Source organism: Micromonospora sp. DT46, from assembly GCF_049841735.1.
GTDB lineage: Bacteria > Actinomycetota > Actinomycetes > Mycobacteriales > Micromonosporaceae > Micromonospora > Micromonospora reichwaldensis.
This window is the reverse complement of the sequence record NZ_JBNCKW010000009.1, coordinates 208,560-222,720: the sequence shown is the minus strand read 5'-3', so window position 1 is coordinate 222,720 and position 14,161 is coordinate 208,560. Positions and strand designations below refer to the sequence as shown.

General features: G+C 73.2%; 15 protein-coding genes. 10 read left to right on the top strand and 5 right to left on the bottom strand.

Annotated features, from left to right (window positions below; translation table 11 throughout):
- The first annotated feature begins 33 nt into the window (after positions 1–33).
- From ACLQ20_RS25385 to ACLQ20_RS25355, 7 genes are all read left to right on the top strand, one after another.
- Positions 34–630 carry a TetR/AcrR family transcriptional regulator gene (locus tag ACLQ20_RS25385; protein WP_151452669.1) on the top strand — a complete coding sequence of 199 codons (597 nt, stop codon included), beginning with the start codon at positions 34–36 and terminating at the stop codon, positions 628–630.
- Positions 631–836: 206 nt separating this feature from the next.
- Positions 837–1,505 (top strand): HEAT repeat domain-containing protein, encoded by a 669-nt coding sequence (locus tag ACLQ20_RS25380; RefSeq protein ID WP_425857890.1) that lies wholly within the window; start codon positions 837–839, stop codon positions 1,503–1,505.
- Between the two features lie 6 nt (positions 1,506–1,511).
- On the top strand, positions 1,512–2,516 hold the full coding sequence (locus ACLQ20_RS25375) for a HEAT repeat domain-containing protein (RefSeq protein WP_425857889.1): 1,005 nt from the start codon (positions 1,512–1,514) through the stop codon (positions 2,514–2,516).
- A 161-nt stretch (positions 2,517–2,677) separates the two neighbouring features.
- Entirely contained in the window at positions 2,678–3,646 is a 969-nt protein-coding gene (locus ACLQ20_RS25370; RefSeq protein ID WP_425857888.1) for a GlxA family transcriptional regulator, read from the top strand.
- Between the two features lie 7 nt (positions 3,647–3,653).
- The gene (locus tag ACLQ20_RS25365; protein WP_425857887.1) at positions 3,654–4,418 is read left to right on the top strand and encodes an HD domain-containing protein; all 765 of its coding nucleotides are present in this window, start codon (positions 3,654–3,656) and stop codon (positions 4,416–4,418) included.
- 91 nt (positions 4,419–4,509) lie between these two features.
- Positions 4,510–5,490 (top strand): DUF2804 domain-containing protein, encoded by a 981-nt coding sequence (locus ACLQ20_RS25360; RefSeq protein ID WP_425857886.1) that lies wholly within the window; start codon positions 4,510–4,512, stop codon positions 5,488–5,490.
- Between the two features lie 66 nt (positions 5,491–5,556).
- Positions 5,557–6,783: a MalY/PatB family protein gene (locus ACLQ20_RS25355; protein ID WP_425857885.1), complete on the top strand. Its 1,227-nt coding sequence runs from the start codon at positions 5,557–5,559 to the stop codon at positions 6,781–6,783.
- 90 nt (positions 6,784–6,873) lie between these two features.
- On the opposite strand, the gene ACLQ20_RS25350 is transcribed toward ACLQ20_RS25355, so the two are convergent.
- Entirely contained in the window at positions 6,874–8,028 is a 1,155-nt protein-coding gene (locus ACLQ20_RS25350; protein ID WP_358120418.1) for a hypothetical protein, read from the bottom strand.
- A gap of 94 nt (positions 8,029–8,122) precedes the next feature.
- Positions 8,123–9,145, bottom strand: a complete 1,023-nt coding sequence (locus ACLQ20_RS25345) for a carboxypeptidase regulatory-like domain-containing protein (RefSeq protein ID WP_425857884.1) — start codon at positions 9,143–9,145, stop codon at positions 8,123–8,125.
- A 291-nt stretch (positions 9,146–9,436) separates the two neighbouring features.
- Here ACLQ20_RS25345 and ACLQ20_RS25340 point away from each other — a divergent pair, with 291 nt between their 5' ends.
- Entirely contained in the window at positions 9,437–10,756 is a 1,320-nt protein-coding gene (locus ACLQ20_RS25340; protein ID WP_425857883.1) for a M23 family metallopeptidase, read from the top strand.
- 98 nt (positions 10,757–10,854) lie between these two features.
- Entirely contained in the window at positions 10,855–11,037 is a 183-nt protein-coding gene (locus ACLQ20_RS25335) for a hypothetical protein (RefSeq protein ID WP_327027969.1), read from the top strand.
- Positions 11,038–11,150: 113 nt separating this feature from the next.
- Here the strand turns inward: ACLQ20_RS25335 and ACLQ20_RS25330 are convergent, their stop codons facing one another.
- Positions 11,151–11,471: a hypothetical protein gene (locus ACLQ20_RS25330; protein WP_327027968.1), complete on the bottom strand. Its 321-nt coding sequence runs from the start codon at positions 11,469–11,471 to the stop codon at positions 11,151–11,153.
- Between the two features lie 143 nt (positions 11,472–11,614).
- On the opposite strand from ACLQ20_RS25330, the gene ACLQ20_RS25325 reads away from it, so the two are divergent.
- Positions 11,615–11,812 (top strand): hypothetical protein, encoded by a 198-nt coding sequence (locus ACLQ20_RS25325; protein WP_425857882.1) that lies wholly within the window; start codon positions 11,615–11,617, stop codon positions 11,810–11,812.
- Between the two features lie 136 nt (positions 11,813–11,948).
- On the opposite strand, the gene ACLQ20_RS25320 is transcribed toward ACLQ20_RS25325, so the two are convergent.
- Both ACLQ20_RS25320 and ACLQ20_RS25315 read right to left on the bottom strand, forming a co-directional pair.
- Entirely contained in the window at positions 11,949–12,857 is a 909-nt protein-coding gene (locus tag ACLQ20_RS25320; protein ID WP_425857881.1) for a hypothetical protein, read from the bottom strand.
- Positions 12,858–13,027: 170 nt separating this feature from the next.
- Complete coding sequence (locus tag ACLQ20_RS25315) at positions 13,028–14,065, bottom strand: trypsin-like serine peptidase (protein ID WP_425857880.1); 1,038 nt, start codon at positions 14,063–14,065, stop codon at positions 13,028–13,030.
- Positions 14,066–14,161 lie beyond the last annotated feature (96 nt).

Sequence of the window (14,161 nt, the reverse complement as noted above, 5' to 3'; positions counted from 1 at the left end):
AGAACTGAGTCACCGCCCCGTAGGCTGTCGCCCATGGAGGAGACCACCGGGCTGCGGGAGCGCAAGAAGGCGGCCACCCGCCTCGCCCTGCACGAGGCCGCCCTGCGCCTCGCCACGGAACACGGGCTCGACCGGGTCACCGTGGAGGCCATCGCCGACGCCGCGAACGTCTCCCGCCGGACGTTCTCCAACTACTTCTCCAGCAAGGAGGAGGCGGTCTTTCACGGTGACGCCGTACGGCTGCGCCGGCTGCTGGAACTGGTCCGCCGACAGCCGGCCGACGCGCCGCCGTGGGCCGTGCTGAGCGCGGCCGCCGAGCGCCTCGCCGTCGAGGCGTACGGCAACGCCCCGCCCTCCTGGCTGCTGCACCGCCGTCAGCTACGCGGGCACCCGGGCCTCGTCGCGCACCAGATCGCGGCCTACACCGCCATCGAGCGCGATCTCGCCGACGACGTCGCCCAACGGTTGACCGGCCCCGACCGGGCGCTGCGGTCCCGGGTCGTGGCGGCGACCTTCCTGGCCTCGCTGCGCGTCGCCATCCAGCACTGGATCGACCACCCCGACGGGCCGCTGCACGACGTCCTGCGCACCGCGCTCGCCGAGACCGCGACCACCCCGGCCGTCACGTAGGCCCCGCCGGTCACCTCCACCCCCGCCCGTCACGTCCGCCCCGCCGCCGGCCGGCTGACGCCCGGCAGTAGGAGGCGCGCCTCGGGCCGGCCCCGTCCGAACCTGCGGCAGCGTGAAGGAGGTCGTCCGCCTGGCGGTCGCGACGTGGCTCCGCTTGACCTTCACACGGTGACAAGGTCTTCACTGTGGTCGGGGAGGTGGTCGCGATGACCGTGCCGAAGGACGACACGCACACGATGCGAGCGCTCCGGCGGCTGGAGGACAGCAACCCGTCGGTGCGGTTGCAGGCAGCGCTGGCGCTCGGTACGACCCCGGACCCGCGGTTCGTCGACAGGCTCGTCGAGCGGTGCGCGATCGAGTCCGACTTCCACGTACGCGAGATGCTGACCTGGGCGCTCATCCGCCACCCGGCACCGACGACGCTCCCGAAGCTGGTCGAGGAACTCCGCTCGGAGCGCGCGCAGGCCCGAAGCCAGGCGTTGCACACGCTGTCCAAGATCGGGGACCGGCAGGCGTGGCCCGCGATCACCCGGGCGCTGCTGACCGACGCCGACGACGAGGTGGCGCGGAGCGCCTGGCGGGCAGCGGTCGTACTCGTGCCCGAAGGTGAGGAACCCGCGTTGGCCGCGGTGTTGGCGACGCAGTTCGGGCGCGGCGGGCGCGCGACGCGGTTGAGCCTGAGCCGGGCGCTGATCGCGCTCGGCGAGGTGGTCACGCCGATCCTGCGCGCCGCGATGACGGACCCCGACCCTTGCGTACGTCAGCACGCCAGCGCCACGGAACGGCTGTCGCGCGACCCGGACGCCGGGCTCGAGTTCGCGGTCGACGAGGCGACGCGCATCGTGGCCCTCGGCATGACCGGCCAGGAGGGTTGACAGGCGTTGTTGATCGGTGAGGTGGCACGGCGCTCCGGCGTCAGCGCCCGCATGCTCAGGCACTACGACTCGCTCGGCCTGGTGCGGCCGACGGGTCGTACCCGGGCCGGCTATCGGGAGTACTCGGGCGAGGACATCCGGCGGATCCTCCACATCGAGAGCCTGCGGTCGTTGGGGCTGTCGCTGCGCGAGGTCGGGCGCGCGCTGGACGATCCCGGCTTCACGCCCTCGGGGCTCGTCGACGACCTCATCCGCCGGACGCGGGAACGCATCGCGGCGGAGACGGAACTGCTCACCCGACTCCGTCAGATCGACGCCACGGAACCCGCCGGCTGGGACGGCGTCCTCCGGATCGTCGCGCTCCTGCAGGCACTGGGATCGGAGAGCGCCGGCAAGCGCCAACGCGCGGCCCTGTCCTCGACCGAAGAGGTTCCGGTGCCGGTGGGAGCGCTGGTCGAGGCAGCGTTGAGCGAGACGGACCCGAACGTCGCCGGTGCCCTCCGGTGGGCGCTGGCGCGGTCGGGCGACGGGGGCCTGGCACTGCTCGCGGAGGGCCTCGGCTCACCGGTGGCCGAGGTGCGCGAACGTGCCGTCCGATCCGTCGCCGAGATCCCGAGCGGTGCGGCGACGGCGCTGCTGCGGAACGCCCTCACGCACTCGGACCTCGTGGTCCGCAGGTGTGCCGCTCTGGCGCTCGGAGCGCGTGGGGCAGCCGACGCGGTCCCGACGCTCATCGACATGATCGTCGAGGAGACCAACGACGCCGATGCCGCCGACGCGCTGGGCGCGCTGGCGACCGATCCCGCGTCGGCCGACCAGATCGCCACCGGGCTCGTCGACCGCCTCGCCCAGGCAGTGGTCGGATCGTCCGCACGTCGGCGGCTGACACAGGCGCTCGCGGACGTCCCGGGGACCACGACGTCACGTGCCCTCGCGGAGCTGGCACAGGACGAGGACCGCGCCGTCGCGCTCACTGCGGCGTACGTCCTCGGGCTGCGCGACGCGCGGTGACGGTTACCCCCTGACCGGAAGGCCCGCCGCGTTTCGCGCGCTCGGGTGCGGCCGCGTCGCGAGCCGCGGACGGCGCCCTGGCTGGGGACGGCTCCGCCATGTCCGGATGTGCGGCCCGGCCGTCCTTGTGGCCCTCCGCAGAGGATGACCAGACTGCTCGTGTGGAGATCGCCCGGATCCGCGAGGTGGTCGTGGTGGTGCACGACGGCGTCGTGCTGCTCGACGTGGCGGGGCCCGTCCAGGTGTTGCACGGCAGCGGCGGCTACCGGGTCCGGCTGGCCTCGGTGGACGGCCGCCCGGTACGCACGGACGTGGGCGTACCTCTCGACGTCGAGTTGGCCCTGCACCAGGTGCGGCACCGGTTCGACACGCTGCTGGTGCCCGGCCTCTCCCTCGCCGCGGCACAGCCTCCGCCGGCGCTCGTCGCCGAACTCCCCCGCGTCAGCGGGCTCGCCCGCCGTACGGCGGCCATCTGCACCGGCGCGTTCCTGCTCGCGGCGGCGCGCCTGCTCGACGGCCGCCGGGCCACCACCCACTGGGCGGCCTGCGCCGACCTCGCATCGCGGTTCCCCGCGGTCCGCGTCCGGCCCGACGCCCTCTACGTGCGGGACGGGCCGCTGTTCACCTCGGCCGGCGTGACCGCGGGCATCGACCTGACGTTGACGCTGGTCGAGGACGACCACGGGCCGGAGCGCGCCCGCACCACCGCCAAGTACCTCGTGGTCTTCCTGCACCGCCCCGGCGGTCAGTCCCAGTTCACCGTCCGCGGCAACACCACGGCCGCCCCCGGCAGCGCGCTGCGCCGGGTCCTGGACGCCGTCGCCACCGACCCGGCCGCCCCGCACACGCTCGCCACGATGGCCGCGCACGCGTCGGTCAGTGAACGGCACCTCACCCGCCTGTTCCGCCGGACGGTCGGGACGACCCCCATCCGGTACGTCGAGCAGGTCCGGGTCGAGGCCGCGAAGACCCTGCTCGAAGCCACCCACGACGGGGTGGCTCGCATCGCCCGTGCCTGCGGCTTCGGCTCGGACGACAGCATGCGCCGCGCGTTCCTGCGCGGCATCGGCACCACCCCGGCCGAGTACCGCCAACGCTTCCGGTCCACGCACCCGACACCCGAAAGATGAGGTACCCGTGACGCCTTCCTTCTCGCGGCGCACCGCCCTCGGCACCGGCCTGGCCGCCGGCGCCGGCATGCTCACCGGGCTGGTGCCCGCCGCCCCGGCCGCCTCCCACGCCGCGCCGGACGCCGACCTGTCCTTCCCGTCGACCCGGCTGGCCCGTGAGGCGGCCCGACTGATTGACGAGGCGCAGGAGGCCTACCTGCACAACCACAGCCTGCGTAGTTTCCTGTTCGCCCGCGAGGCCGCCGCGCGGGCCGGTCGGCGGCCCGGCCGCGACTACGACGAGGAGGTCGTGTTCCTGATCTGCGCCCTGCACGACATGGGCCTGACCGCACGCGCCAACTCCGACCAGCGGTTCGAGTTGGACGGCGCCGACTTCGCCGCCCGGTTCCTCGAGGAGCGGGGTGTCACCGACCGCCGGGTCGACACCGTGTGGGACGCGATCGCCATGCACACCACGCGCAGCTTCCGCGACTCACCCGTCTTCCAGCGTCGCCGACCGCCGGAGATCGGCATCGCCCAGACGGGAATCAGCATCGACCTCATGGGCGTCAACAGCCCGGTGCCACCCGAGTACGCCGACCGCGTCCACCGACGTCATCCCCGCCTCGGCGGCGCCCGGGCCGTCACCGACGCGATCGTGGCGCAGGCACTCGCCAATCCCCGCAAGGCCCCGGCCGCGACCCTTCCCGGCGAGATCCTGCACCAGCGCCACCCCGAACTGCCCTACCTGACCTGGGACATGCTCCTGGACTCCAACGCCTGGGGCGACTGACCCGGCCCGGCACCAGGGCCTTCCTCCGCGACATGACCTCCGCCGTGCCGATCCCGGCAGCAGAGGCGGCGGGCCGGTTACCCTCCCCCTCGTGACCCACGAGAGCGAGATCACCGAACCGGTCGACCTGTGCCTCGCGGGTGGGCGGCTCAATCCCGCCGCCGTGGGCTGGAGCCGCCGCCCGCTGCACCGGGCGAACCTGCGCGGCTGGGGCCGCAACAAGCGCTGGGAGTACTGGGGGATCGTCACGCCGACCCACATCGTCGGCCTGGTCGCCTCGTCGCTGGACTACGCGGGGGTGCACAGCCTCTACGTGCTCGACCGCGCGACGAAGGCCGAGATCGACAGGAACGTGGTGGTCCCCTTCGCCCGGGGCGCCCTCTTCCCACCCGTCAGCGGGGCGGGCGCCGTTCGGGTGCGTGGCGGCGGGCTCTCGATCGACATCGATCAGGCGCCGTCGGGCACCACCATCCGCGCCGCCGCCCCCGGTCTGGAGATCGACCTCGTGGTGTCGCTGCCGGCGGGTCACGAGTCGCTCGGCGTGGTGGTGCCCTGGAGCACCCGCCGGTTCCAGTACACCGTCAAGGACCTCGGCCGGCCGGTGCGCGGCACCCTGCGGGTCGACGGGGTGGCCCATCCGATCGCCGAGGCGGACTCCTTCGCCGTGCTCGACCACGGCCGCGGCAGGTGGCCGTACGCGATCCGCTGGAACTGGGCCGCCGGCAGCGGCCCGGGTCGGGCGATCCAACTCGGCGGTCGGTGGACCGACGGCACCGGCTCGACCGAGAACGGCCTCTTCCTCGACGGCCGGCTGCACAAGATCGGCGACGAGCTGCGCTGGGAGTACGACCGCGCCGACTGGTCGCGCCCGTGGCGGATCAGCGGTGCGCGGGTGGCCGTGGAGTTCCACCCCTTCCACGAGAAGATCGCCAGGACGAACTTCGGTGTGCTCGCCAACGAGACGCACCAGTGCTTCGGGCACTTCACCGGCTGGGCGGCGGCCGACGACGGCGAGCGCGTCGACCTGGCCGGGCTGGTCGGCTGGGCCGAGGAGGCACGCAACCGCTGGTAGCGGTGCCGGGGCCGGACGAGGGCGCCGGGCAGGACGGGGGCGGCACCTGGCCCTAGGGTGGGCGGTATGGCAAGCCCTGGCCCCTCCGCCGACGGCTCGGCGGCCCGGAATCCGCTCACCCTGCTCACGCTTGACGAACTCCGGCAGCGCACCAGCGTGAAGTGGCGCATGTTCGCGCCCGACGTGCTCCCGCTCTGGGTCGCGGAGATGGACGTGCCCCTCGCTCCCCCCGTGGCCGACGCGCTCCGCCGCGCGGTCGACCTCGGCGACACCGGCTACTCCTACGGGACGGCGTACGCGGAGGCGATCGGCGACTTCGCCGCACGGCGTTGGGGCTGGCGGGACTTCCGCGTCGCGCACACCTCGGTCGTACCCGACGTGATGATGGGCGTCGTCGAGGTGCTCCGGCTCGTCACCGACCCCGGCGACGCGGTCGTGGTCTGCTCCCCCGTCTACCCGCCCTTCTACGCCTTCGTCACCCACGCCGACCGGCGGGTCGTCGAGGCCCCGCTCGGGCCCGACCGGCGCATGGACCCCGCCGCCCTCGACGAGGCCTTCCGACGCGCGCGGGCCCACGGCAGCCGGCCCGCGTTCCTGCTGTGCAATCCGCACAACCCGACCGGCGTCGTCCACCGGCGCGACGAGCTCGAGACCGTCGCGGCGCTGGCCGACCGGCACGGCGTACGGGTGGTCTCCGACGAGATCCACGCTCCCCTGGTGCTGCCGGGGGCGCACTTCACCCCGTACCTCACGGTGGCCGGCGCCGAGAACGCGTTCGCCCTGGTCTCCGCCTCGAAGGCGTGGAACCTGGCCGGTCTCAAGGCGGCGCTCGCGGTCGCCGGACCGCAGGCCGTGGCCGACCTCCGCCGCATGCCGGAAGAGGTCAGCCACGGGCCCAGCCACCTCGGCGTCGTCGCGCACACCGTCGCCTTCCGCGAGGGCGGGCCGTGGCTCGACCTCCTCCTCGACGGTCTCGACGCCAACCGCGCGCTGCTCGCGACGCTGCTGGCGAAGCACCTCCCGGCCGTCCCGTACCACCGACCCGAGGGCACCTACCTCGCCTGGCTGGACTGCACGGAGCTGGGCGTCGACACGGAGCAGCCGGCCGACGACGCCGGCGTGGTCAGCGACGTCGCCGGGCCGGCGAAGATGTTCCTCGACCACGCGCGGGTCGCCCTCAGCTCCGGGCACGTCTTCGGCACCGGCGGGGCGGGCTTCGTACGGCTCAACTTCGCCACCTCGCCGGCGATCCTCACCGAGGCCGTCACCCGAATGGGCGACGCGGTCCGCTGAGGACGCCCGCCGTCGGCATCAGCCTGGGCGACATCACGTCCGGCGCGGCGCTCGCGCACGGTCGTGGGCTGGCCCGGCAACCCGAGGCGTTCAGTCACCGTCAGCGCCGCCGGTGCGCTCGGCGTCGGCCGGCTGGTCGAACAGCCGCTGGTAGCGCTGCACCGCGAGCAGGACCGCCAACTGACCGAGCGCGCTGACGGCGGCGGCGAACTGGTCGAGGTAGAACACCAGCAGGTTCACCACGCTCAGTAAGGTGACCAGGCCGGCCCGGGCGAGCTCCACGGCACGGCGAGCCACCCCGCGCAGCAGCAGCCCGGCGGCCACGATGAGCGCGGTGCCCACGCCGGCGTCCAGCAGCGCCCGGACGAGCAGGAGCAGCACCCCGCGGCGGTCCTGGATGTCGACGCGGGCGAATTCGTTGGCGGTGGTGAGCACCCCCTCGGTGGTTCCGTCACGCAGGTCGAGAGCGACGGCGACGATCGTGATGAGGTCGCTGAGCGTGGCGAAGCCGAGTAGCCCCAGCGCCAGGACCAGCCCGACGCGCAGCCGACCCCGGGTCAACGACCGCGCCACCCACGCCCGCACGGCGACCGCGATCCGGGCGATCCGTCCTGACCGGTGCTCGTACGGCGGCAGCACACCGGGCTCCGCCAACTCCAGCAGCGCCGTGGCCAGCGGCTGCAACCGGTCGTCGTCCGGACTCGCGGCGGCGGCGCCGAGTCGCCGCCGCAGCTGGGCCCGGTCCCGTTCGCTGAGCCTCCCGTCGACGGCCTCGCCGAGCAGTTCCAGCGCGGCGTGCAGTTGCGCCCGGGTGCCCTCGACCCGTGTGCTGCGGGCGCGCACGTAGAGCCACACGCCGATGAGGAAGGCCGCGTAGGCGATGGGCGCGGCGGCCGGGAAGAAGTAGTCGTTGTCGGCGGTGATGAACTTGCCGACCTCGTCGATGAAGAGCCCGGTGCCGATTCCGGCCAGCAGCGCCGCCCCGAGCAGCGCGGCCCGGTTGACGACGAGCAGCGGGACGAGCGCGGCGACGAACAACGACAGGCCACCCCACAGGGCGTGCGAGATGTGCAACGTACCGCCGCCGACCTGCGGATAGCCGGTCAGCGCCAGGAATGCGCGGGTGCCGAGGACCGCGCCGCCGAACCCGATCAGCATCAGCAGCATGTAGTGCTCCGCGTCCAGTCGCGCCACCAGGCGTCGGGAGGAGCGACGGTGGCGCTGCCGGTGGGACGGGAAGCTCATGTGGACAGCAAACACCGGACGGCAGGGTGCCGGTGGCGCCTCCGCCAAACGCGGGCACGGCCTCGATCCGTCGACCGGCGGGCGGTGCCGAGCGTCAACCGCCGGTGCCGGCGGTCAGGTCGAAGTCGGCGACGACCGGCGCCCGCCCCACCCACACGAGGTTGCCGTCGGTGAACCTGTCGCCGGCCGGGTACCACCGTCCGGGCCCGAAGGAGCAGTCGCAGCGCAGCTTGACCAGTTGCCCGGGGAGCATCGGGAGTCCGTACGACGTGCCGACGTCCACCGCGCCGACGACGTCCCCGGTGAGGGCGTCGAAGGCGACGACCGTGCTGTAGGCCGCCAACTCGTCGGTGCGGATCGCGCCGCCCACGGTGGTCGGAGACCGGAGGGCCTGGTGAAGCGTGGCGGTGCCGCCGGGGCGCACCCGGACCGTCCGGGCCAGCAGGGCGGCGCCGACGCCACCGGACCACTGGGTCGCGATCCCCGTGCCGGAGAACCGCAGGGCCCAGTCGTACGGCCCGAGCCCGGTGATGCTGTAGCGGCCGGTGTCGTCGGTGATCGGCGTGTCGGGGCTGTACTTCGGGTGCGGCACGAACGGCACCACGGCGACGTGGACACCCGGGACCGGACGCCCGCTCACCGCGTCGGTGAGTACGCCCGAGATCCGGCCCGGCGGGTCGAGTCGGACCGGTGGGGCGGCGGTCGTGGCACCGGCGCCCACAGTGACCACCCACGCCCGGTGGCGCTCCCCGGTGCCGCCCTGCCCGCCGACCCATTGGCGCCCGTACCGTGCCGCCTCGTAGGGCTGGGCGAAGAGCCGGTAGCGTCCCGGCTCCACCCCGGTCACCTCGATCCCGCCCCGGCCGTCGGTGCAGCCACCGACACTGCCGAGTTGGCTCTCGCCGATGGACACCCGGGTGAGTCGTTCGCGGTCCAGCGGTACGAGGCTCACGCAGGCGCGGGCCGGCTCCCCGGTGCCGGCGTCCTGGACCGTCGTCGTCACGCTGCCGGTGGCCGCCGCGGCGCTGGCGGGAGCGGGCGCGACCGGCAGCAGGAGGAGCGCGGCGGCCACGCCGACGGCCGCCCGGCTGTGTCGCCTGAGCTGAGGATCGGTCATCGAGGGCTCCGGTGGGCTGCGGTGACGGCCGGTATCCGCCACCGTAGCGGCCACTCGTGGACCGGGCTGTCGGGTCGGTGACCGCCACGCTGTCAACCTGCGGGATGACACTGACTATGATCGATCGGCCGACGGCTCCGAGTCGGCGCCGTCCACGAGGATCTGCCCGGCTCGACCGGGACCTGCCGATCGTCCGGTGCGGGGAGCGACCCGGCCGGCCAGCACCGTCACCACGCGCCGTCGGCCGCCGCGGCAGTGGAGGCGGGCACCCGTGATCACAGAAGGAGTTCCATGAATCAGCATGACGGATCCGGTTGCTGCGGGGGCGGCGACGAGGGCGTACCCGGCATCAGCCGCCGTGGCGTGTTGCGCGCCGCGGCGTTGGGCGCGGGCGCCATGACCGTGGGCGGGGTGCTGATTCCCGGAACCGCGCACGCCGCACCGACGATCTACAACCCGTTCGGCGCGTACCCGGTCACCGACACCTGGGAGGGTCACCTCCGCCGCGGTTCGCTCGGCGGCATCGACTACGGCATGGGCGTGGGCACGGCACTGCCCGCCTGCGGCGCCGGCACCATCCAGAACATCCCCTACAACGGTACGGGTGGACACACCGTCACGATCCACCATGGTGACGGCTACCGCAGCCAGTACATGCACCTGTCGCAGTTCTCGCTCGCCGACGGTGCCAGCGTCGGCGCGGGCACGGTGGTGGGCCGCTCCGGCGGTGCCGCCGGCGCGCCCGGCTCCGGCAGTTCGACCGGCCCGCACCTGCACTGGCACATGATCGACCCCTCGGGCACCAGGATCAGCCCGCTGGTCTACATCGCGCAGAATCCCGGCCAACAGTCGCGTCAGGTGTTCGAGGCGCCCAGCTTCAACGGCTGGCAGGCCCTACCGATCTCCGGCAGCGCAGGCGCGGTCACCGGCTCGGCCGTGGCCACGATCGGGGTGAGTACCACGAAGATCGTCTACACCCTCAACGGCGGCCGGATCTTCGAGGCGGCCAGCAACGCGGGCTGGCGCAACCTCTGGACCGGCGTCTCCGGCGCACAGGGCACCGCGCTGGCCGCGTTGAACTGGAAGGGGGTGAAGCTGGTCTACAGCGTGGTCGGTGGCTCGGTGCACGAGGCGAGCAGCGGCAACGGCTGGCGCAACATCAGCACGGGCATCAGTGGGGTGAGCTCCGCCTCGATCGCGGCGATCGAGATCGACGGGATCAAGTACGTCTACAGCATCGTCGGCGGCTTGGTGCACGAGGCGAGCAGCGCGAACGGCTGGCGCAACATCAGCACCGGCATTCCGGGCTCGGCGGTGGCGGCCATCGCGGCGGGCACCACGAAGATCGTCTACACCCTCAACGGCGGCCGGATCTTCGAGGCGGCCAGCAACGCGGGCTGGCGCAACCTGTGGACCGGCGTCTCCGGCGCGCAGGGCACGGCCCTGGCCGCGCTGCACTTCAACGGGGCAAAGTTGGTCTACAGCGTCACCGGCGGCTACGTGCACGAGACGGCCAGCAACAACGGCTGGCGCAATCTGAACAGCGGGGTCCGCGGCTCCACGGCGGCCGTGCTGGCGGTAGGGAACAACAAGTACATCTACGCCGCCTGAGCGACCGGCGGGGGCCTCCCAGGCGGGAGGTCCCCGCGCCGACCGCTGTGATCCAATCAACCATGGTTCGACAGCGGGTCCTTGCCGTCCTTCTGTTCTTGATCGCGCTTGTGGCGCTGGCCGCCTCGCACACGTTCCCGTTCCTTGACGACCTCCCCGAGCTGGCCGAGTCGGCGATCGCGTTCCTGGGCGCGGCGTGCCTCCTGACCGGGGTGTGGCTGTGGTTGCGGAAGCCACCGAACCGGTCGTCGCATTCGGCCGGCGACGACGGCAGACACTGACGGACCCGGGCGGGCAAGGATCACCAGGGCCGGTCTGCGACACCCAGGAGGGTTCACCGTGACCGCTGCCCCGGCACGCCCCCGCCACTACGAACCTCACCCGATCTGACGCGTCACCGTTCGGCGATCCATCCGAGCGTCGACAGGCGGCTGACCAGTCGTTCGACATCGAGTGTCCGGAACATCCACAACTCGTCGCGATCATCGACGTCGAACTCCAGCCCGGTGTTTCGCCATCGCCGGATCGCGATCAGATTGTCGGCGGTGACCACGAAGGTACCGGCCCAGATCTCCCGCAGCGTGATGGCGTGCTGATCCGCCCGTAGCCTCGCCATCGGCCAGCCGGAGTCGGCGCGGACACCGCCCCCGACCTTGGGGACGACCCGGATACCGCCACGCGACGAGAACCCGCCCGAAGGCACCGATCTTGCCATTTCGATGCTCCTACCGTGGTCGAGGGCAAGGGCAGGGAGGGCGGATCCGCAGGGCTGCCTCGCCCACGCAGCCACCCCGGAACGCCCGGTCTCGGTTCGGAAGTCCTCACGGCGCACCGGCGAGCGCGGGTAGCGTCGCCGGTGTGAGGGTGTTGCTGCGGCACGGCCCTGGCGACGGGCAGGTGGTCGACGGCCGAGGCGAGACAGTGGGGTGGGGTGCCTGCCTGTACGAGCGGACCGGCGACCGCGAGGAGCGCCACGGTCACACCGTGATCGTGTTCCGGCACCGGCCGGACTGCTGCGAGCCGTACGGGCGGGGCGGCGAGGACCGCTGCGAATGACGCCCTCGACGATCCGGTGTTCGCGCCGGTGTTCCTCGTGCTGCCACGTGGCCGCCCGAACACGACGGTGTCCTGGAATCGGGTACGGGCGACGGCCGCGAGGCGCGCGGGGCGGTTGACGGCGGCTCCGCCAGCCTCAGCGGCGGGCGCCGCCGGGTCGACCCCGGCCGGTTCCGGAGGCCCGGTGGCCGATGCGCGGAGCCCGTACCACCGCGGCGTTGCCCGCCCCCGGGCGGAAGTCCCGCGCCGCGGCGGCCACCATCTCGTCGGGATCGCCGCCGAGCGCCTGCCGGATGTGCGGCGGCACCACCTCGGACGTCGCCAACGCCATCCGCACCTGCACCGACCGGTCGTCGACCAGGCGGCGCAGATCCGCGTCGTCCAGCTCGACCGCGAGCACCAGCGCGACGCGGACGTCCACCACGGGATCCTGGGCGAGCGCGCTGCGCTGGGCGGCGGTGGTCCGCGGGTTGCGGGCGAGCCCCTTGCGTACGCGCGCGGTGCGGTCGGCCATCAGGGCGGTGATCACGTCGGGGTCGTGGGTGTGGGTGGCGAGCCGTTCCCGCACCTCGGGCGAGACGTCGTCGACCAGCCGCGCGGCCAGCTCGGGCTCCAGTTCGCGCGTCTCCGCGAGGAGGCCGCGAAGCTCCTTGTCGGGAGCCTCCGCCATCACCCGGCGAACCGACTCGTTGCAGGCCGGATTACCGGCGACCGCCCAGCGGACCCACCGGTCGGCGTCCTTGACGAGCACCAGAAGATTGCCGATCGAGGTCGAGGGGTTTCTCGCCACGGCCTCCCGGACGTCGCGATCACGGTCCCGGGTCAGCGGGCGCAGTGCCTGCGCGGGCGCGTCGGTACGGGTCGCGACGGCCTTACGGACCACGGCCGACGGGTCGGACGCCAGGTCGATGAGGGTCATCTGTGGCGTGGTGGGGTCCTGCGCGACGGCGAGCCGCGCGTCGACGCTGCCACCCGTCGCGCCGTCCGCGGCGGCAGCTGACCCACTGTGACGGTCGGGTCCGCCGACGTCCTGCTGTTTCCCCATGGGCGCCATCATGTCACGGGTCGCGCCATGCACCGGCCGGGCCGGGCCGGCCGCCCAGGGGTGATCGACACCACCACCTGGGCGGCCGAGGATCTCGATGGCGCCGCCGCGGCAGCCGGTACCACGGCGGACGCCTCAGCTCCCGGCGCGGCTGGCCCGGCCCACGCCGGTCAGTTCTTGGCCTTCGCGTAGTCGAAGAGGTCGGCGACGTCCTCGTCGAAGTACGGGCCGTACATGTTGCCGGAGAACTTGTACGAGGCCACCGAGTTCACGTGCCCGAAGCCCTGCGAGTTGTTCCACGCCCGCAGGAACGGCCCGCCGCTGGTGCCCTCGTTGAGCGGGCAGTCCATGAGCTTGACCCGCTGAGTTCCGGCGGCCTTCGTCGTGCTCTGGCAGTAGTGCTGCCACCTGCCGTCGAAGGGCGCGGCGCCGGGATAGCCGAGCAGGGTGGCGGCGACGCTGCGCGGGTAGTTGAAGCTGATGCCCTCCCCGCCGGTGACGTCCACCAGTCGCTTGCCGTTGCGCGGCCACACGGTGACGAAACCGTAGTCCCACCACAGGATGTCGTGGTCGACCCAGCCCTTGGTGGAGGTCATGCTCCGGGCGCTCCACAGTCCCCAGGAGGACGGGCCGTCGGCGTAGTTCGGGGCGAAGACCCAGTTGGTGTGCCAGTTGTCGGAGCCGTCGCCGGGGTGCAGGCAGTGTCCGGCGGTGGAGACCAGGTTCGCCTTGGCCGTGTTGATCGCGCTGGCCGAGCAGTAGTGGTCCTCGTTGTTGGCGGTGAAGAAGACCCGGCCGACACCGGGTGAGGGATTGACGGACTGGGTTCCCGCCCCGGCGGAGGCGTCGCGGGCCGAGACCGAGGCACCAGGGACCGCCGTGCCGGTGCCGCGCGGACCGATCGGCTCCGCCCCCGAGCGCGGTTCGCCGACCCGACCCGGCCGGTCCGCGGCCTCCCCGGCCAGCTCCTCCCCGCCCACCAACGGTTCCAGCGGCGTCGCGGCGCGCATCCGCTCCGGCGTCCAGTACGCGTCGGCCAGGGCCTGCGCGGTCGCCGCGTCCCGGATCGGTCGGCCGTGGAACGTCGCCTCCGCCCCGACGGGGATCCCGTTTGGCGTGGTCGCGCTCGCCTGTGCCGGCGTGCCGGCCAGAGCGAGCCCGCAGAGCATGGCGGTGGCCGCCGAAATGATGCCGTAACGCCTTCGCACCCGTGCCTCCTCAGGAGCCGGCCCGGTGGCCATCCGCCACGGGTCCGGCAGAGGTGACGCTAGGGCGCCGGCCCGCCGCCCGGGCAGCGGTCTGTC

Excerpts from the sequence above, each read along its gene's own strand:
- ACLQ20_RS25385 (WP_151452669.1), top strand. The coding sequence starts at position 34 with ATGGAGGAGACCACCGGGCTGCGGGAGCGCAAGAAGGCGGCCACCCGC.
- ACLQ20_RS25380 (WP_425857890.1), top strand. The coding sequence starts at position 837 with ATGACCGTGCCGAAGGACGACACGCACACGATGCGAGCGCTCCGGCGG.
- ACLQ20_RS25355 (WP_425857885.1), top strand. The coding sequence starts at position 5,557 with ATGGCAAGCCCTGGCCCCTCCGCCGACGGCTCGGCGGCCCGGAATCCG.
- ACLQ20_RS25350 (WP_358120418.1), bottom strand. The coding sequence starts at position 8,028 with ATGAGCTTCCCGTCCCACCGGCAGCGCCACCGTCGCTCCTCCCGACGC.
- ACLQ20_RS25345 (WP_425857884.1), bottom strand. The coding sequence starts at position 9,145 with ATGACCGATCCTCAGCTCAGGCGACACAGCCGGGCGGCCGTCGGCGTG.
- ACLQ20_RS25340 (WP_425857883.1), top strand. The coding sequence starts at position 9,437 with ATGAATCAGCATGACGGATCCGGTTGCTGCGGGGGCGGCGACGAGGGC.
- ACLQ20_RS25330 (WP_327027968.1), bottom strand. The coding sequence starts at position 11,471 with ATGGCAAGATCGGTGCCTTCGGGCGGGTTCTCGTCGCGTGGCGGTATC.
- ACLQ20_RS25320 (WP_425857881.1), bottom strand. The coding sequence starts at position 12,857 with ATGGGGAAACAGCAGGACGTCGGCGGACCCGACCGTCACAGTGGGTCA.